Annotated in this window: 18 protein-coding genes; 9 read left to right on the forward strand and 9 right to left on the reverse strand. The window is 63.6% G+C overall.

The window, feature by feature from the left end; translation table 11 throughout:
- Positions 1-15 precede the first annotated feature (15 nt).
- From KUV86_RS05500 to KUV86_RS05525, 6 genes are all read right to left on the reverse strand, one after another.
- Positions 16-723 (reverse strand): GntR family transcriptional regulator, encoded by a 708-nt coding sequence (locus tag KUV86_RS05500; RefSeq protein ID WP_222483968.1) that lies wholly within the window; start codon positions 721-723, stop codon positions 16-18.
- A 137-nt stretch (positions 724-860) separates the two neighbouring features.
- On the reverse strand, positions 861-1,619 hold the full coding sequence (locus KUV86_RS05505; RefSeq protein WP_206943838.1) for an aspartate/glutamate racemase family protein: 759 nt from the start codon (positions 1,617-1,619) through the stop codon (positions 861-863).
- Between the two features lie 80 nt (positions 1,620-1,699).
- Positions 1,700-2,980: a TRAP transporter large permease gene (locus KUV86_RS05510; protein WP_206943837.1), complete on the reverse strand. Its 1,281-nt coding sequence runs from the start codon at positions 2,978-2,980 to the stop codon at positions 1,700-1,702.
- On the reverse strand, positions 2,977-3,585 hold the full coding sequence (locus tag KUV86_RS05515; protein WP_206943836.1) for a TRAP transporter small permease: 609 nt from the start codon (positions 3,583-3,585) through the stop codon (positions 2,977-2,979). Before KUV86_RS05515 ends, KUV86_RS05510 begins: the two co-directional genes overlap by 4 nt.
- Complete coding sequence (locus KUV86_RS05520; protein ID WP_222483970.1) at positions 3,582-4,577, reverse strand: TRAP transporter substrate-binding protein; 996 nt, start codon at positions 4,575-4,577, stop codon at positions 3,582-3,584. Before KUV86_RS05520 ends, KUV86_RS05515 begins: the two co-directional genes overlap by 4 nt.
- A gap of 396 nt (positions 4,578-4,973) precedes the next feature.
- The gene (locus tag KUV86_RS05525; RefSeq protein WP_222483972.1) at positions 4,974-5,672 is read right to left on the reverse strand and encodes a GntR family transcriptional regulator; all 699 of its coding nucleotides are present in this window, start codon (positions 5,670-5,672) and stop codon (positions 4,974-4,976) included.
- Positions 5,673-5,926: 254 nt separating this feature from the next.
- Here KUV86_RS05525 and KUV86_RS05530 point away from each other — a divergent pair, with 254 nt between their 5' ends.
- From KUV86_RS05530 to hydA, 5 genes are all read left to right on the forward strand, one after another.
- On the forward strand, positions 5,927-6,661 hold the full coding sequence (locus KUV86_RS05530) for an aspartate/glutamate racemase family protein (RefSeq protein WP_222162453.1): 735 nt from the start codon (positions 5,927-5,929) through the stop codon (positions 6,659-6,661).
- A 56-nt stretch (positions 6,662-6,717) separates the two neighbouring features.
- Positions 6,718-7,791 (forward strand): TRAP transporter substrate-binding protein, encoded by a 1,074-nt coding sequence (locus KUV86_RS05535; protein WP_206943831.1) that lies wholly within the window; start codon positions 6,718-6,720, stop codon positions 7,789-7,791.
- Between the two features lie 62 nt (positions 7,792-7,853).
- Positions 7,854-8,555, forward strand: coding sequence for a TRAP transporter small permease subunit (locus KUV86_RS05540; protein ID WP_222483973.1), 702 nt, complete (start codon positions 7,854-7,856; stop codon positions 8,553-8,555).
- Complete coding sequence (locus tag KUV86_RS05545; protein ID WP_222483974.1) at positions 8,552-9,853, forward strand: TRAP transporter large permease; 1,302 nt, start codon at positions 8,552-8,554, stop codon at positions 9,851-9,853. The genes KUV86_RS05540 and KUV86_RS05545 overlap by 4 nt, the downstream gene beginning before the upstream one ends.
- A 58-nt stretch (positions 9,854-9,911) precedes the next feature.
- Positions 9,912-11,354 (forward strand): dihydropyrimidinase, encoded by a 1,443-nt coding sequence (gene hydA, locus KUV86_RS05550; RefSeq protein ID WP_206943826.1) that lies wholly within the window; start codon positions 9,912-9,914, stop codon positions 11,352-11,354.
- Positions 11,355-11,442: 88 nt separating this feature from the next.
- Here the strand turns inward: hydA and KUV86_RS05555 are convergent, their stop codons facing one another.
- From KUV86_RS05555 to KUV86_RS05565, 3 genes are all read right to left on the reverse strand, one after another.
- Positions 11,443-12,027: a DUF4202 domain-containing protein gene (locus KUV86_RS05555; protein WP_222162449.1), complete on the reverse strand. Its 585-nt coding sequence runs from the start codon at positions 12,025-12,027 to the stop codon at positions 11,443-11,445.
- 56 nt (positions 12,028-12,083) lie between these two features.
- Positions 12,084-12,455, reverse strand: a complete 372-nt coding sequence (locus KUV86_RS05560) for a hypothetical protein (RefSeq protein ID WP_222483975.1) — start codon at positions 12,453-12,455, stop codon at positions 12,084-12,086.
- 255 nt (positions 12,456-12,710) lie between these two features.
- Positions 12,711-13,259, reverse strand: coding sequence for a porin family protein (locus KUV86_RS05565; RefSeq protein ID WP_206943820.1), 549 nt, complete (start codon positions 13,257-13,259; stop codon positions 12,711-12,713).
- A gap of 287 nt (positions 13,260-13,546) precedes the next feature.
- On the opposite strand from KUV86_RS05565, the gene KUV86_RS05570 reads away from it, so the two are divergent.
- The 4 genes from KUV86_RS05570 to KUV86_RS05585 are packed head-to-tail and all read left to right on the forward strand — an operon-like array spanning position 13,547 to position 16,583.
- On the forward strand, positions 13,547-13,687 hold the full coding sequence (locus KUV86_RS05570) for a hypothetical protein (protein ID WP_206943818.1): 141 nt from the start codon (positions 13,547-13,549) through the stop codon (positions 13,685-13,687).
- The gene (locus tag KUV86_RS05575; RefSeq protein ID WP_206943816.1) at positions 13,687-14,406 is read left to right on the forward strand and encodes a metal ABC transporter ATP-binding protein; all 720 of its coding nucleotides are present in this window, start codon (positions 13,687-13,689) and stop codon (positions 14,404-14,406) included. The genes KUV86_RS05570 and KUV86_RS05575 overlap by 1 nt, the downstream gene beginning before the upstream one ends.
- A complete protein-coding gene (locus KUV86_RS05580) occupies positions 14,407-15,309 on the forward strand; it encodes a metal ABC transporter permease (protein WP_222483979.1) in 903 nt (300 codons plus the stop codon). It abuts the gene before it with no gap.
- 41 nt (positions 15,310-15,350) lie between these two features.
- Positions 15,351-16,583 carry a metal ABC transporter solute-binding protein, Zn/Mn family gene (locus tag KUV86_RS05585; RefSeq protein ID WP_222483981.1) on the forward strand — a complete coding sequence of 411 codons (1,233 nt, stop codon included), beginning with the start codon at positions 15,351-15,353 and terminating at the stop codon, positions 16,581-16,583.
- The last annotated feature ends 82 nt before the right edge of the window (positions 16,584-16,665 follow it).

Raw genomic sequence — 16,665 nt, forward strand, 5'->3', positions numbered from 1 at the left:
CGTTGCACCCGGCACTCAGGGAGCCAGCAGGGCGCTGATGGCCACCCCGGTATGCATCACGTGATCGTGCATGCGCCGTCGCGCAAGATCCGGATCACGTGCGTGAAGCGCGTCGAGGATCGCGCGGTGCTCGTCGGTGGATTCCTGCCAGCGGCCAAGCTTATCCAGGGCGAGGTAGCGCGCCCGCTCCAGGCGACCGAGCAGGCGCTGATGGGTCTCCACCAGCACCGGGTTACGCGCCGCCGCGACCAGCAGTGCATGGATGCGGGTGTTGGTCGCGAAGTAGCCGTCCCGGTCCCCCTTGGCATGCTGCTTCTCTAGACGCTCCTGCAGGTTGGTCAGGCGCTTGAGCTCGGTCGCCGTCATGCGCAGGGCGGCCAGCTCGACGGCCATGGCTTCAAGCCCGGCTTCGACCTCGAACAGATGACGTAACTCGGCGCCGTCCAGCCGGGTCACCAGCGCATTACGATTACGCCGCAAGGTCACCAGTCCCTCACCGGCCAGCTGGTTCAAGGCATCGCGCAGCGGCGTGCGCGAGATACCCAGGCGACGGCACAGCGCAGGCTCCAGCAGGCGCTCACCCGGCGCCAGCTCGCCCTGAACAATCAGCCCCTTGAGCAGTTCGTAGGCTTCATCCGCCAACGATGGCGCCTGTATCCTGCGCCGGTGAAGCGCGCTTGAGCGTGCTGGCGCGGTGGAGCTGTCATCCTGGGTCGCATCCATTGACCGATGTCCGAAGCAGGTGGAGAGATTGGCCGAGCGAGGAGTATAGCGAGCGACCCGACGCCAAGGCGAATGACGTCAGGACGCCCGAGGGGCTGCTGGAAGGCAGCCGCAGTGCTGCGCGCCCAGTCGGGCTGTCACGTCGGCTGCCGTCCGATCAGAGCCGTCATCGCGTCACCGAGCCCGAGGCTCGCCTTGCTCGGCGGCGGGGCATAGCTACCTGCCTTGGCGACACCACCCTTGCCCCGACCAAGCTCGACCAGCGCCTGGGCCTGGACGATGGCACAGCTCACTCCATCCAGGGCCGGCACAGGCAGTCGGTCGGCGACGTCGCGGGCCAGTCCGGCCAGCGGGGCGCCCGCCAGTATCAGGACATCGGCACCGTCGTCCCTGACCGCCCGTTCTGCCAGCTCGATCAGGCGCGTGCCCTGATCCAGCTGCACGTTGCCGATATCCGGCAGCGGCTGGTCCAGGGCGCGGATGCTGGCCAGCCGCGAAGACAGGCCGTGGCTCTCCACGGTCTCGCGATACCAGGCCTGAATGCGCTGGGAAATGGCGATGATGGAGAAGCGTCCCCCCAGCTGGCAGGCGCTCATCAATGCCGCCTCGGTCAATCCCACCACGGGCACGGGCAGCGCTTCACGCAAGGCGGCAAGCCCCGGATCACCAAAGGCCGCCACCACCACGGCGTCGTGGCCAGGGTAGCGCTCGGCGGCAACTCCCAGGGTCGCATAGCCGCCAATCAAGGCCTCTGCACGGGTTTCGATATAGGCCACGCCAAAGGGCGCGGTGGCCATGCTGAGCTGGGCGCCAGCCCGCAGGCTGAGGCGTGCTTCTCGCTCGATCAGCGTCGTGACGCTCTCGGAGATGTTGGGGTTGATGACCAGCAGTTTCATAGCAGTCTCTTGTTGTTGTCACGCATGGCCATGGCCACAGCGAACACCGGCAAGGGTGACCCAGCGTGGCCCTAGGCCGGTCAATAGCCCAGCGTTCGCGGCAGCCAGGTCACCAGGGAGGGGAAGGCGATGCAGGCCACCAGGACGACGTATTGAAAGACGATGAAAGGCCAGGCGCTCTTCATCAGCTCGTGCAGACTGATCTTGGAAATGCCGCACATCACGAACAGCAGCACGCCCACCGGTGGCGTCATCATGCCTACCACCAGGTTCATCACGAACAGAAAGCCGAACAGCAGCGGGTCGATACCGTAGGACAGGGCGATGGGCGCCAGCAGCGGTACCAGCATGATGTAGGCGGCGTTGGACTCGACGAACATGCCGACCAGGATCAAGAGCCCCATCACCAGCAGCAGGAACATCAGCGGGTCGCTGGTCAGCCCCTGCAGCGCGCTGGTCAGGCGCATCGGCACCAGATCAATGGTGAAGGCGAAGGTCATGGTCGAGGCAAAGGCGATCAGCGCTCCCACCATGGCTGCCGTTACCGCGGCGTTGAACATGGCCTTGGGCAGATGCGACAGGCGTAGCTGTCGGGTGACGAAGAAGCCGATGAGCAGAGCGTAGAGCACCGCAATGCCGGCTCCTTCGGTGGGAGTGAAGGCGCCGGCCACGATGCCGCCCACCACCACGATCGGCATCAACAGGATGGGCAGCGCCCGCCAGGTCTGCACCAGCACATGTCGCAGGCCGATGACTCCCCCCGCCAACGGATAGCCCCGTCGCATCGACAGCCAGCTGGCCAGGCCCATGAACCCCAGCGCCAGCACGACGCCAGGCACGATACCTGCCATGAACAGCCCGCCCACCGAGACGCTGGAGCCCGCCATCAAGGCGTAGACGATCATCGCGTTGCTGGGGGGAATGATGGCGCCGAGATTGGCCGCCGAGGCGACCACCGCACTGCTGTAGCCCGTGTCGTACTGCTGACGCATGGACGGCACCAGCGAGCTGCCCAGGGCGCTGGCACTGGCGACCGCGGCGCCACTGACCGCTGCCAGTACCATACCGGCCACGATGGCCACATGGGCCAGACCGCCGTGCACCCGGCCGATCAGGGAGTTGGCGAAATCGACCAGGCGCTGGAGGATGCCTGCAGCAACCATCAGCTCCCCTGCCAGCATGAACAGCGGAATCGCCATCAGCGGAAAGCTGTCCACCGAATGCATCATGCGCTGGGGCAGCACCGCCAGGTCCATACCGCCCACCAGCAGTCCCACCAGCGAGGCCAGCCCCAGGGCAAAGGCCAGCGGCATCCGCAGTAGTGCGAGCAGCGCAAAACTCACCAGAATCGCTGTCGTCATGGGCGCGTCTCCTGATTCGGATCAGCCGATGAGCGCTGCCCATCGATCACCTGCGAGGGCTGCTCCGGCGACTCCCCTGGCAGCGCCTGCAGGGGCGTCAGTTCCAGTACCTGAGCCAGCAGGTGCAAGGCACAGTGGATCGCCGAGACCAGCACCGCGACGTAGAACACGGCTGCCGTGACCGGCATGGTGGGCATCAGCTGAGGCCACTTGTCGATCACGGCTCCCAGACTGACCACCCCCAGCACCACCATCAGCAGCACGCCGAGGGCGGCCATCAGCCGGCCCAGCCGGCGCTGTGCGCCGGTGGGGAGGTGGCTGACCAGGGCGTCGATGCCGACATGCACGCCGCGCGGGATTCCATGGGGTATGGCCAGAAAGATCGCCCAGACAAAGCACAGTCGCGACAGTTCATCGGCGGAGTCGATACTGGTGCCCAGCAGGTAGCGTGCCACTACCTGGGCACACACCAGGATCGTCATCAGCCCCATGGTCAACAGGATGGCGTAGTAGGAGCCCCGATCCATCCAGGCCAGCAGTTGCAGCAAGTGGCGACGGCCGGATGCATGGGCGTGGGCCTCCGGACGTTGCCAGGCCCGTGTCATGCCCCCAGCTCCTCGATGACCTTGTCGACCAGCTCGGCGCCGATCTTGTCTCTCAACTCGTCGACCACGCCCTGGCTCGCTTCGCGCAATTGCTCACGGGTCTCGTCGCTGATGGGAGTGAACTGCATGCCCCGCTCGATCAAGGTCTCACGGGCCTGGTCGTCTTCTGCCGCGGCGGTTTCACGCTGCCAGGCGACCGCCTCGTCCATGGCGCTCATCAGCATCTCGCGCTGGTCGTCACTGAGGCCCTCGACCTTGTCACGGTTGGCGACCACCACGATGTAGTCATAGAAGTGTCCGGTGTCGGACAGGTAGGACTGGACCTCGTCCAGACGCTTGGTCTCGATAATGCTGTAGGGGTTTTCCTGACCGTCGAGCACGCCCTGCTGCAGGGCACCGTAGACTTCCTTGATGTCCATCGACACCGGGTTGGCCCCGATAGCACGGAAGGTATCCAGATGCGTCTGATTGGGCTGCAGGCGAATCTTCAGCTCGGAAAAGTCATCGATGGAGGTCAGTGGGTGCGCGTTGTTGGTGACATGGCGAAAACCAAGCTCCATGTAACCCAGCGCCACGAATCCCGCCTCAGCCAACTTCTCGTTGAGCAGGTCTCCGACCTCACCGTCGATCAGGGCGAAGGCATCCTCGCGGCTGTCGAAGGCAAAGGGCAGGCTCAGGGCCTCAAGTTCCGGCACCGTCCGCGACAGATACGAGATACCGATCCAGCTGCCCATGATGGCGCCGGAGCTGACCTGATCAAGGTTCTCTCCGGCACCCCCTAGCTGCATGTTGGGAAACAGCTGGGCCGTCAATTCGCCATCGCTCTGCTCAGCCAGGTTTTCGGCAAAGCGCTCCATGGCGCGGCTACTGGAGTGGTCGGTGGCAAAGTTACCGCCGAAACGCAGGTTGTCGGCCTGGGCCAGCAAGGGTGTGCACAGTCCCAGCGCGAGTGCGCCAGCGGTCATCAGGGGGGAGCGGAAGATCATCGACATCAGGCAATCCTTTTTATTGGCGTTATTGGCGTTATTGGCGTCATGCAGAAGCACGCTAGCGAAGCAGAGCCACCAGGCAGGCCCACCATGGAGCCTCCCGAGCGACCATGCTTTGACCTTAGTCGAATGTCTTTGAAAATTCCAAATCTTGAATACTATTTTTTTATATTTCTATATTTTTCAATTAATTACTGTTTTAAAAAATTAACCACTACACAGAACGACCCGGTTCACGGACGCCAAAGGGCCGCCATCCCGCAGACCGAAGAGACCGTCTGCAGGAGGCAGGGAGACACGGAGGGGGCGAACGGAGCTAGCCGTGAGGAGCTAGCCGTGAGGAGCTGGCCGTGAGGAGCAGAAAGAGCCGAGAAAAAAGCGGACGCGCGACGACCGCGCTCAGGGGCTGGCGGGCAGGCCTTGCAGGATGGCCTGGCCTGTCTTGCGCATATGCAGGCTCAGCGCCTCCGACAGTGCCTGGGCGTCCCGCGCTTCAAGGGCCTCGACAAAGTAGGTGTGCTCCCTGGCGGATTCTTCCCAGCGGGCCGAATCCAGATTGGCCACGTAGCGTGCGCGGGTGATGCGCAGCGTCAGCGACTGCTCAAGATCCTTCAGCACGCGGTTACCCGACAGCTCGGCCAGGCGAGCGTGGATCTGCTGGTTCAGGGCAAAGTACTGCGGACGACGGTTGGCGTTGAAGTGTTCCATCATCTCATCATGCAGCGCACGCACCTGTGCGATGTCCATATCGCTGGCGCGCACCACCAGCAGGTTGCCCGCCAGGGATTCCAGCGCCGCCATCACTTCGAACAGGTCCCTCACTTCCTCCCTGTCCACCGTGGTCACCCGGGCGCCTCGATGGGGCAGCATCTCGACCAGTCCTTCACTTGCCAGCACCTTGAGCGCCTGTCGCAGTGGGGTTGGCGACACCCCGAACGCCTCGCACAAGGACTTCTCGGCAATGCGACTGCCCGGCGCCAGCTCGCCTTCCATGACCATGTCACGCAGGCGTTCTGCAACGGCCTCGTACAGGCTGGAACGCTTGAGTGGTGCGGCTCTTGGCGCCGACAGCACCTCCTTTTTCGCGGGCTCGTTCATGCTTACTCCTTGCATTGACAGCGGTCGACGTCACACATCACTTACGCCAGGACATCGCAGTGTACTTGCAAAAACTTGGCGTTGTGCAATGCTGAAAAGGTCGTAGAAATTTGGAATTCCGAATTCCTTAATGACTCTGAGTGTAGCATGTCGCGTCCTGACGGGAGCGCAACGCCAGATGCCAGACCGCATCCGCTGCTGCACGACAATAACAACACCTGGCAATCGCCACTCCCGGCAAGGAACCACCGCCCATGCACCGCACACTCCTGGGGATGCTGACCCCGTCGTCGAATACCGTACTGGAACCCTATACCAGCGCGATTCTTCACGACCTGATGCCCCATGTCAGCGCGCACTTTCAGCGCTTCACGGTCAAGGAAATCTCGCTGAGCGAAGCGGCCCTCGCTCAGTTCGACCCACAGCCGCAGCTGGACGCCGCCCGCCTTCTGCATGACGCCCACATGGACGTCATCGCCTGGAACGGCACGTCATCGAGCTGGCTGGGCTTCGACGCCGATCGTCGGCTATGCGAGGCCATCACCCATGCCACCGGCGTTGCGGCAACGAGCAGCGTGCTGGCACTCAACGAGGTGCTCCAGCGCACCGGCGTCACGCGGCTAGGCCTCGTCACCCCCTACCTGGACGATATCCAGGCGGCGATCGTCGCCAACTATCGGCAGGAAGGCATCGAGGTGGTCGCCGAGCGCCACTTGAACGATCGCGGCAACTTCTCGTTTTCCGAGTACAGCGAAGACACCCTTGCCGACATGGTGCGCGACGTCGCCAGGGCCAAGCCCGATGCCATCACCATTCTCTGCACCAATCTGCGTGGTGCCGGCATTGTCGAAGCGCTGGAGGCCGAGATCGGCATTCCGATCTATGACTCGGTCAGCGTCACGGTATGGAAATGCCTGGCGCTGGCTGGCCGCAACCCCGCCGACATCCGCGGCTGGGGCCAGCTGTTCCACGACCCTCGACTGCGCTGACGCCCGTCCTGCGAACCACCCAACACCCTATCCAACAACAACATTGAGGTGCTCCGATGATGACGTTTCCCCTGGCAACACGAACCGGCCGGTTGGCGCTTGGTGCGCTCGTCGCTGCCCCCCTATGGATCGCCACCAGTCAGGCTCAGGCCGACACCCTGCTGCGTGTCGCCGGCAACTTTTCCGGCAACAAGCTTCACGTCGACAGCGTGGAACGCCCCTTCTTCGCCGAGCTGGACGCGCGTGACGACCTGACGGTCAGCTACAACCCGATGGATGCCATCGGAGTGGAGGCCGCCGACGCCCTGCGCAACATCCGCTCAGGCGCCTTTGACGTGATGTCGGTGCAGATCGGCATGGCCTCACGAGACGAGCCTTTCTTCGAAGGTATCGACCTGGCCGGCGTCACCGCCGATCTGGACCAGCAACGCGAGGCGGTGGACGCCTTCCGTGCCGACTTCGACGCCCGCCTGCAGGAACGCTTCAACGCCAAGCTGATGACATTGTGGCCATTCGGTCCGCAGATGATGTTCTGCAATGGCGACATCGACAGCGCCGACGACCTGGCTGGCAAGAAGGTGCGGGTATTCACCCCGTCGATGTCACGCCTGGTGGAAGGGCTCGGCGCGGTGCCGGTGACGCTGCAATTCAGCGAGGTCTACCTGGCCCTCCAGCGCGGCGTGGCCGACTGTGGCGTCACCGCACCCTCCGCCGGCAGCAACGGCAAATGGCCAGAGGTGACCGACCACTTCGTGCCGCTGCCGCTGTCCTACTCGGTCCAGGGGCACTTCATGAACCTGGATACCTGGAACGGCTTCGACGCCGAGCAGCAGGCTTCCCTGACCGAGGCCTTCGCCCGCCTGGAGGACCAGATGTGGGAGCTGGCCTATAGCGTCAATGACGATGCCATCGCCTGCAACACCGGCCAGCCGAGCTGCGAGAATCACACCGCCTACGACATGACCCTGGTGGAGATCGACGAGGACTCCCGCACGCGTATCGAGCAGATCACCACCGAGGCGGTACTGCCGGTGTGGGCGGACACCTGTGATGCGCGCTACCCCGAATGTACTGCGCTCTGGAACGCAAGCGTTGGCGAGGTCACCGGACTGACCGCTGAAGCCCCCTGACGCCGTCTCGTCATTGTCCTTTCCTGGTGGTGGGGCCGCCTGGCGGCCCCCAAGGAGCTCCCATGCCTCACCTTCGTCATGCTGATGCGCCAGCGTCGGACAGGTCCCAGGGCCTCGATGCACGCCTTGTCCGCCTGTCTCGTGGTGCCGCCCTGGCGGCCGGATACGGTGCCTTGGTGTTATCCGGACTGATCACCTTCGAGGTGCTGGCCCGCAAGTTCTTCGCCTTCTCGCTACAAGGGGTCGATGAGATAGGCGGCTATGTGCTGGCCATCGGCGTCGCCGCCAGTTTCGCCTTTGCCCTGACTCAGCGTGCTCACACCCGGGTCGACGTGCTGTTGACCCGGCTGCCCCAGGGCATGCGGGCGCTGCTCAACGCCGTCGCGCAGCTGCTGTTATGTGGCTTTTCGCTGTTCATGCTGTGGCGCGGGGCCGCTACCCTGGGCGAAACCATCGAGTTCTCGAGCCTCGCCAGTACACCGCTGCAGACGCCGCTGTGGATTCCGCAGTCGCTGTGGCTCATCGGGCTCTCGATCTTCGCCCTGGTCACGCTGCGCGCCGCCGGAAAGGCGCTGTCCCAGCTGTGTCGCGGACGCTTCTCTCAGCTGAATGCGGACTGCGACCCGCCCAGCGCCGATGACGAGCTCGACCAGGCGAAGCGCCACTACGTGGACGCTGGGTCCGCACGCAGTGTCGCCGCAGCAGGACAGGCTCGGCACAAAGGGCATTCCCCCCAGATCCATGACCGGGGGACACCGTCATGATATCCATCACCGAAGTGCTGCTGGGCTTTGCCCTGATGATCACCATGATGGCAGTAGGTATCCATGTCGCCGTGGCCATCTTTGTCACCGCTGCCCTCGGTGCCCTGCTCTACCTGGGCACCCCGTTACTCTATTCCTTCGGCGACCTGCTCTGGGGCACCCTCAACGACTTTATTCTTACCGCGATTCCGCTGTTCATCCTGCTGGGAGAACTGTTGTTGCGTGCGGGCATTACCGAACGCATGTACTCGGCCTTGTCGGTATGGCTCAATCGTCTGCCCGGAGGCCTGCTCCACACCAATATCGGCGCCTCTTCCGTGTTTGCCGCGATGTCCGGCTCGTCGGTGGCCACCGCAGCCACCATCGGCACCGTGGCGCTACCGGCCTTCAATGAGCGCGGCTACAGCGAGCGACTGGCGCTGGGCACCCTGGCGGCCGGGGCAACGCTGGGCATCCTGATTCCTCCCAGCATCAACATGATCATCTACGGGGCCATCACCAATACCTCCATCGGCGCCCTGTTCATTGCTGGTATCGTGCCGGGACTCGCCCTGGCCGCCGCCTTCATGCTGGTGATCATGGCCATCAGCCTGCTGCGTCCTGGCGTGGCAGGCAGCCGCGAAGAACGGGTGCCGCTGGCCCAGCGGCTACGCTCGCTGGTCGACCTACTGCCGCCGGCCTTCGTCTTTGCCATCGTCATCGGCAGCATCTACAGCGGCTGGGCGACCCCCACCGAGGCGGCCGCCCTGGGGGTCATCGCGGCCCTCGTACTGGCAGCGATCAATCGCAAGCTATCGCTCACCATGCTGCACGAGTGCTTTCTCTCGATGGCCCGTACCACCGCCATGATCATGCTGATCATCGCTGCGGCCTTCTTTCTCAACTACATCGTCGGCATCCTGGGCATTCCCTTCGCCCTGACCCAATGGGTGTCTGAGCTAGGTCTGACCTCGCTGGGGCTGATCCTGGCCCTGGTGGTGTTCTACCTGGTACTGGGCTGCTTCCTCGAGACGCTATCGATGATGATCGCCACCGTGCCCATCGTGGTGCCCATGGTGGTGCAGTTCGGGATCGACCCGGTGTGGTTTGGCGTCTTTCTGGTGATCATGATGGAAATCTCGCTGATCACTCCGCCCATCGGCATGAACCTCTACGTGGTGCAGGGAGTACGCGGGCGCGGCTCCATCGTCGACGTGATGCTGGGCAGCCTGCCCTTCCTGGCCGTCATGCTCAGCTTTGTTGCCCTGATCACCGCCTGGCCGGCCATCGTACTGTGGTTGCCAGGGGTAATGGGGTAGCGATTTACACCAACAACAATGACCTTTGCCGACCCCGTCGGCCTCGGGAGAACGCAAGATGCAACGCCTCGATACCTTGATCACCAATGCCAACGTGATCACCGCCGCCGACCGTTTCAGCGCCGATATCGGCATTCGCGACGGACGCATCGTCGCCCTGGGCGAAGGGCTCGCCGCCACCGCTGAGGTGACCGGTGACACCATCGATGCTGCCGGGCTGTGGGTCATGCCTGGCGGCATCGACGCCCACTGCCACCTGGCCCAGCCCCTGGGCGACGGCGCGGTAATGGCCGATGGCTTCGCGTCGGGAACTCGCTCGGCCGCGGCGGGCGGGACCACCACGGTGATTCCCTTCGCCGCCCAGTTCAAGGGCCAGTCGCTGCGTGCCGCGGTGGACGACTATCACCGAGAGAGCGATGGCCAGGCGATGATCGACTACGCCTTTCACATGATCGTCACCGACCCCAGCGAGACAGTACTGCGCGACGAGCTGCCGGCGCTGATCAAGGAAGGCTACAGCTCCTTCAAGATCTACCTGACCTACGATGATCTGAAGCTCAACGACCGCGAAGTGCTGGAAGTGCTGGCGCTGGCCCGTCGCGAGGGCGCCATGGTGATGGTGCATGCCGAGAATGCCGACTGCATCGCCTATCTGACCGAGCTGCTGGAGACCCAGGGCCACACCGCCCCGCGCTATCATGCCGAGGCCCACTCTTCCATTGCCGAGCGTGAGGCCACCCACCGTGCGATTTCCCTGGCGGAGCTGATCGACGTCCCGGTGCTGATCGTGCACGTCTCCGGCCCCCAGGCCATCGAGCAGATCCGCTGGGCCCAGAGCCGAGGCCTCAGGGTCTATGGCGAGACCTGCCCCCAGTATCTGATGTTGACCGCCGACGACCTGGACCAGGATGGCTTCGAGGGCGCCAAGTGCGTGTGCAGCCCACCACCGCGCGACCCAGCCGCACAGCAGGCGGTGTGGGAGGCGCTGGAAAGCGGGGTCTTTCAGGTCTTTTCCTCGGACCACGCGCCCTTCCGCTACGAAGACGACAAAGGCAAGAAGCTGAACGGCGAGGATGCCAGCTTTTCCTGCATCCCCAACGGTATTCCCGGGCTCGAGACGCGCCTGTCTATCCTGTTTTCCGAGGGCGTCATCAAGCAGCGCATCGACGCCACCCGCTTCGTCGCGCTGACCGCCACCAACCCGGCCAAGATCTATGGACTGTATCCGCGCAAGGGCACCATCGCCGTGGGCAGTGACGCCGACCTGACCCTGTGGGATCCCGATGCCCGCGTCACCGTTCGCAACGCCGACCTGCACCACGCCGTGGACTACACCCCTTACGAAGGGCTCGAGCTCACCGGCAAGGTCGTCATGACATTGAACCGAGGCCGGATCGTAGCCCGCGATGGCAAACCCTGCGGCCCACCGGATGGCGGCGAGTTCCTGCGCTGCGACACCCCCACCCCGGCGCGCCCCAGAGGCCAGGCCAAGGGGTTTTGAGGGGGACGCGAAGCAACAGCCCTGGGCGTGTAGATGCGCTCCCGGGGCCTGTCACCGCTGCCGCACGTCGGCACGAGTCATCCGCCTCTTAGCCTAGCGCTTCCTCGACGATGGCGCGGGCTTCGTCGCTCATGGGCAGGCCCAGCGCCAGCTGATGGGCGGCGGGGGACATCTTCTTCCAGGTCATCTGGACGATGCGGATCAGGTGGTCGTGGTCGACCTGGCGGGAAAAGTCTGCGAAGTAATTCTCGAGAAAGACCAGGCAGGCGCAGTCCTCTACTGCCTGGGTACCAGGATCACGTCCCAGCCCCTGCTTGCGGATCATCCGCGCCACTTCGTCGGCATCGGCGTCGCTGTAGCCACTGCTGCGCATAACCTCGGCCGCCAGCAGACCTGCACGCTTGCCCTGGTCGCGGCGCCAGGTCAGGTAGCCGATACGACCTTCTTCGTAGTCGCTGCGCGGGACTTCCCAGCGTTTGAGGTGCTGGTTGCGAACCGCTAGCCGGACCAGCTCGGGGGCTTTGGGATCGAGGCGCTCGAGCCACGCCGACATGCGACCGGCGTGCCACAGCTCCTGCGGCTGCTGCTGACCGTCGACCTCGATGCGGCGAGGATCATCGGCATGCATGGCATCGAGTCTGGAACAGGCTAGGTCAAAGGGTGCAGGGCTCATGGGCTACCTCGGGTGACGTCACGACATTGCCCTATGGTAACGACGATGTGCCGATCTCAGTAGCCCTTGTGGCAGGACTGACCGCGCAAGTGGCGGCAGGCCAGCGCCAGTGGCAGCAGGAAGATGGCAAATACCCACATGACCACGGCTACCATCACCGCCAGCAAGGTCCGTAGCCATGACCGTTCCGTCACCGCCGACGAGATACCCAGGCTCTCCAGCAACAGCCCCAGCACCGCATCCATGCCGAACAGCAGCATGGCATTGCACATCCCTACCCAGATCGCCACATCGACGACCTCTCCATGGGGGATCAGACCGATGATCGCCAGCAGCAAGAGAGCGCCGAGAGCCACCCGCACACAGACGGCGCGCAGCCGAGGCGCCCCAGTAAAGGAAGAGGGTGAGACAAGGAGCAGGCTAGCCATAAGGACACCAAGTGTGACGAGATACACACTGTATACTGAACGCTACCTACCCCTTTTGACTTAGACATTTGTGCGCGATCACCTACGCGGCTGTCAGCTTGATCCAGATCAAGATTTTTTGCTGCTCGCTGCTTCCCCAACGCTCTTGCTACGCCGTACAGGGCCCGCAGTGACGACCAACTACGGCGAAGGGCCGACGCTTTCGCGCCGGCCCTTCGTCAATTTACCGCTCGCCAGGCAGACAAGATGTGTCTGTCAGAACGTGTAGACCACGCTTCCGGTCAGCGTATCCACATGCCCGATACGATCCGCGTCGATGCGTTCCACCTCGAGTCGACCGGTCACATCGAACAGTTGAACCCTGGCGCCAAACCCATACACAGGGTCAGTACCGGAGTAATCCTTGCTCACTCCGCGGCCATTACGGTCGGCATCCCAGTCGGCCATGCCTGCCTTGCCGTAGACGCCGAAGGGGCCAAAGCTGAAGCCTGCGATACCCATGGCCTGCAGGCTTTCAATATCCAACGTGGCGGAGGTGCCATCGACATCGCCGTCGAGCTCGCTGCCGTTCAGGTACGACAGCTCCGCACCAAGGTCCAGGAAAGGCAGCCAGCCAAAGTTGTAGCCCGCAAATACCTTTGCCGCTGACGCTTCATCGTCAAAATCATCGTCGCCCTGAATCTGGCCTGCACCTATCCCCACGTAGAGGCCTGTACTGCCGCCCGCTACACAGTGAGTCGATGCCATCAGTGCCAGTCCCATGACCACCCCTGCCAGCATCATTCGCCGCATGATCCGTGACATGTCATACACTCCCTGGAACCCTCGCCACCCCAGGAGCACAGCGCGTGCGTGCTCGACCAGGTCTGCAGTGCGTCCTTTGTGCGAGGTTTCTCGCACATGACACCTTGTACAAGTTTATCGTGAGACGACATTCTTTGCAGTATCGATTCAGGGAAAGTTCCCTGCGCGGGTGTCGTCTATGTGCCGGCATCCGGCGATCCAACGCGGTGAAGTCATGGAAACCGCGGTAGTGTTATGTTATACCCTCCAGCCGATTCCGCACGCCCGTCACCACTCCGGAGTTCCGCATGTCCCATCGCCATCGTCCCGAGGGGCCTTGCCATTTCTCATTGATGTCGCTGTCCATGAAGCGTCGCCTCGGCCTGGTCGCCATCCCCTTGCTGCCGCTGTGGCTGGCCGTTAGCTGGTCAGCAGGGTGGTGGCACTGATGTCGCGCCTGACCCTCCATGACCTGCAGCTGGCACGCGGCGGCCGAACGGTGCTCGAGCACCTGGAAGGCCGCTTCCAAGACGGTGCCATCACCGCGCTGATAGGCGCCAACGGTGCCGGCAAGAGCACCCTGATTCAGGCCATCATGGGCACACTGACGCCGGTCGCCGGACGAGTGGAATGTGACGTGCCCGCCGCCCGGCGCGCCTGGCTGCCCCAGCAGCTGGCACTGGACCTCAGCTTCCCGATGAGTGTCGAAGAACTGATCATGACCGGCACCTGGCCGAGCCACGGGGCCTTCAAGGGCTACTGTGGTGCGCACTACCGCAGGGGCCGGGACATCATGGAGCGACTGGGCATCTCTCACCTCGCACACCGTCCCCTCGGCGAGCTATCCGGCGGTCAGCGCCAGCGCGCCTTGATCGGGCGCACGCTGATGCAGGAAGCCGAGCTGCTGCTGCTCGACGAGCCGTTTGCCAACGTCGACGTCGACACCGTGGAAATGCTGATGACGGTGCTTCGCGAAATGGCCGACGCGGGAGCCACGCTAGTCATCGTCCTTCACGACATGACGCAGCTATCGCGCCTGGCCGATGACGTGCTGGTGCTGACCGAGGGACATGGCCGCTGGGCCACCCCCGACGCTCTGGTCGAGCGCCACACCGGCCAGCTGACGCGCCCACCGCGCCTGCCCCTGACGTTTCCTGGATCTGTCTGAATGTTTGACGCACTTGTATCGACCCTGCACACCTGGCTGATTGCGCCTTTTGACTATGCCTTTATGGGCCGCGCCTTGGTCGCCAGCCTGGCCCTGTCGCTAGCCGCACCGCCACTGGGGGTCTTCCTGATGCTGCGGGGCATGAGCCTGATCGGCGACGCCATGTCCCACGCCATTCTTCCCGGCGTTGCCCTGGGCTTTCTCTTGGCGGGTTTCTCGCTGCCGATCATGAGCCTTGGCGGCATGCTGTCAGGATTGTTGATAGCACTGCTGGCGGGCAGCGTGTCTCAATTGACCGGCCATCGCGAAGACTCGGCCATGGCCAGTTTCTTCCTTATCTCCCTGGCAGCAGGGGTCATGCTGGTCGCCCTGGGCGGCAGCAGCGTCGACCTCACCCATGTACTGTTCGGCTCCATCCTGGCGGTGGACACCACCGCTCTGGTGCTGATCGCCAGTATCAGCAGCCTGATCGTGATCACCCTGGCCGTCATCTTTCGTGCGCTGGTGGTGGAATGCCTCGACCCGCTGTTTCTACGCAGCCAGGGAGTCAAGGGCGGCCTGGTGCACGGGATCTTCCTGGGCCTGGTGGTGCTCAATCTCACCGCCGGGTTCCAGACCCTGGGCACCCTGATGGCGGTTGGCCTGATGATGCTGCCGGCCACCACGGCGCGCTTCTGGAGCACTCGCCTGGAAGGCCTGATGGGCCTGTCGGTGATCATTGCACTGGGTGCAAGCCTTGGTGGATTGCTGCTGTCGTACCACCTCAGCCTACCTTCAGGCCCTGCCATCATACTACTGGCGGGGGTCGCCTACCTGCTGTCTGCGGTGTTTGGACGCCAGCACAGCCTTGCCGCGCGACTGCGACGCCGCGCCATGCCGCTGGGTGCCGACGAACGCGCCTGACCTGACCACGCCCATCCAACCGCCACCGGAGAACGACACTCATGCCCCTGTCACTGCCTCACGCTCTCATCAAACGCCACGCCTGGATGGCGTTGGCGGGACTCGTCCTCGGCCCCCAGGCCTTGGCGGCCGAACCTACGCAGGTGGTCACCAGCTTCAGTGTACTGGCCGATATGGTTCGCAACGTCGGTGGTGACAGGGTTGAGGTCACCTCCCTGGTCGGGACAGATAGCGACCCCCACGTCTACTCTCCTCGCCCCACCGATGCCAGAGCCCTGGCAGAGGCCGACCTTGTGGTGCTCAACGGCCTGCAGTTCGAGGGTTGGATGACACGCCTGCTGGACGCCAGTGGCTACCAAGGCACGACCGTTGTCGCCACTGAGGGCGTACCAGTGCTGGCCTATGGCGGCCAGTCGCTGCATCAACAGAGCGACCACAGCGAACACCAGGGTCATGACGACCACGCTGAGCATGCAGGCCATGACGAGCATGACCATGCAGAGCACGCTGGCCATGACAGCCACGACGAGCATGACCACGCGGATCACGACGACCACGCTGGCCATGACAGCCACGACGAGCATGATCACGCGGATCACGACGACCACGCTGGCCATGACAGCCACGACGAGCATGATCACGCGGATCATGACGGCCACGCTGGCCACGACCATGGACAGTATGATCCCCACGCCTGGCTCGACTTGTCGGCAGGGCTGATCTACGTCGCCAATATCCGCGATGGCCTGATCGCCGTAGATCCCGACAACAGCGCCCACTACACCGCCAGGGCCGATAGCTACATGGCGGACATCAAGGCGGCTCACCAACAGGTGCTGACGCTGCTGGACGACCTGCCAGACCATGCTCAGGTCATTGTCGGCCACGACGCCTTCGGTCACTTTTCGCGTGCCTACGGGATCGACTTCCTGTCGCCGGTGGGCCTTTCCACCGAAGCGGAACCATCAGCCGCCGATATCGCCCAAATGGTGGACATCATTCGCGAGCGCCAGATCCCCGCGCTGTTCATTGAAAACATGTCCAGTCCGGTGCTGATGGAACAGCTGTCCGAGGAAACGGGGGTGCCCATCGCCGGTACGCTGTATAACGGAGCGCTGTCGGAAAACGGCATGACCTCCCACTACGTGGGGATGATCCTGCACAACGCCGAGGTGCTGCACCAAGGCCTGCTGCACCAGGATGCCTCCGAATCATCAGACCATGACCACGATCATGATCATGATCATGCAGCGCATGACGACCATCAGCACTGATCACTCTTGCGCATCCGCTAGCATGCAAAGGACCGCCCGAGGGCGGTCCTTTAGCGAGGCACTGAACACATCAGCCGGGCTT

Source organism: Halomonas sp. DP8Y7-3 (assembly GCF_019801675.1).
Classification (GTDB): domain Bacteria; phylum Pseudomonadota; class Gammaproteobacteria; order Pseudomonadales; family Halomonadaceae; genus Halomonas; species Halomonas litopenaei_A.

Bases quoted from the DNA above. Each gene is read 5' to 3' on its own strand.
- KUV86_RS05500 (WP_222483968.1), bottom strand. From the start codon at position 723: ATGGATGCGACCCAGGATGACAGCTCCACCGCGCCAGCACGCTCAAGC.
- KUV86_RS05505 (WP_206943838.1), bottom strand. From the start codon at position 1,619: ATGAAACTGCTGGTCATCAACCCCAACATCTCCGAGAGCGTCACGACG.
- KUV86_RS05510 (WP_206943837.1), bottom strand. From the start codon at position 2,980: ATGACGACAGCGATTCTGGTGAGTTTTGCGCTGCTCGCACTACTGCGG.
- KUV86_RS05515 (WP_206943836.1), bottom strand. From the start codon at position 3,585: ATGACACGGGCCTGGCAACGTCCGGAGGCCCACGCCCATGCATCCGGC.
- KUV86_RS05520 (WP_222483970.1), bottom strand. From the start codon at position 4,577: ATGTCGATGATCTTCCGCTCCCCCCTGATGACCGCTGGCGCACTCGCG.
- KUV86_RS05525 (WP_222483972.1), bottom strand. From the start codon at position 5,672: ATGAACGAGCCCGCGAAAAAGGAGGTGCTGTCGGCGCCAAGAGCCGCA.
- KUV86_RS05530 (WP_222162453.1), top strand. From the start codon at position 5,927: ATGCACCGCACACTCCTGGGGATGCTGACCCCGTCGTCGAATACCGTA.
- KUV86_RS05535 (WP_206943831.1), top strand. From the start codon at position 6,718: ATGATGACGTTTCCCCTGGCAACACGAACCGGCCGGTTGGCGCTTGGT.
- KUV86_RS05540 (WP_222483973.1), top strand. From the start codon at position 7,854: ATGCCTCACCTTCGTCATGCTGATGCGCCAGCGTCGGACAGGTCCCAG.
- KUV86_RS05545 (WP_222483974.1), top strand. From the start codon at position 8,552: ATGATATCCATCACCGAAGTGCTGCTGGGCTTTGCCCTGATGATCACC.
- hydA (WP_206943826.1), top strand. From the start codon at position 9,912: ATGCAACGCCTCGATACCTTGATCACCAATGCCAACGTGATCACCGCC.
- KUV86_RS05555 (WP_222162449.1), bottom strand. From the start codon at position 12,027: ATGAGCCCTGCACCCTTTGACCTAGCCTGTTCCAGACTCGATGCCATG.
- KUV86_RS05560 (WP_222483975.1), bottom strand. From the start codon at position 12,455: ATGGCTAGCCTGCTCCTTGTCTCACCCTCTTCCTTTACTGGGGCGCCT.
- KUV86_RS05565 (WP_206943820.1), bottom strand. From the start codon at position 13,259: ATGTCACGGATCATGCGGCGAATGATGCTGGCAGGGGTGGTCATGGGA.
- KUV86_RS05570 (WP_206943818.1), top strand. From the start codon at position 13,547: ATGTCCCATCGCCATCGTCCCGAGGGGCCTTGCCATTTCTCATTGATG.
- KUV86_RS05575 (WP_206943816.1), top strand. From the start codon at position 13,687: ATGTCGCGCCTGACCCTCCATGACCTGCAGCTGGCACGCGGCGGCCGA.
- KUV86_RS05580 (WP_222483979.1), top strand. From the start codon at position 14,407: ATGTTTGACGCACTTGTATCGACCCTGCACACCTGGCTGATTGCGCCT.
- KUV86_RS05585 (WP_222483981.1), top strand. From the start codon at position 15,351: ATGCCCCTGTCACTGCCTCACGCTCTCATCAAACGCCACGCCTGGATG.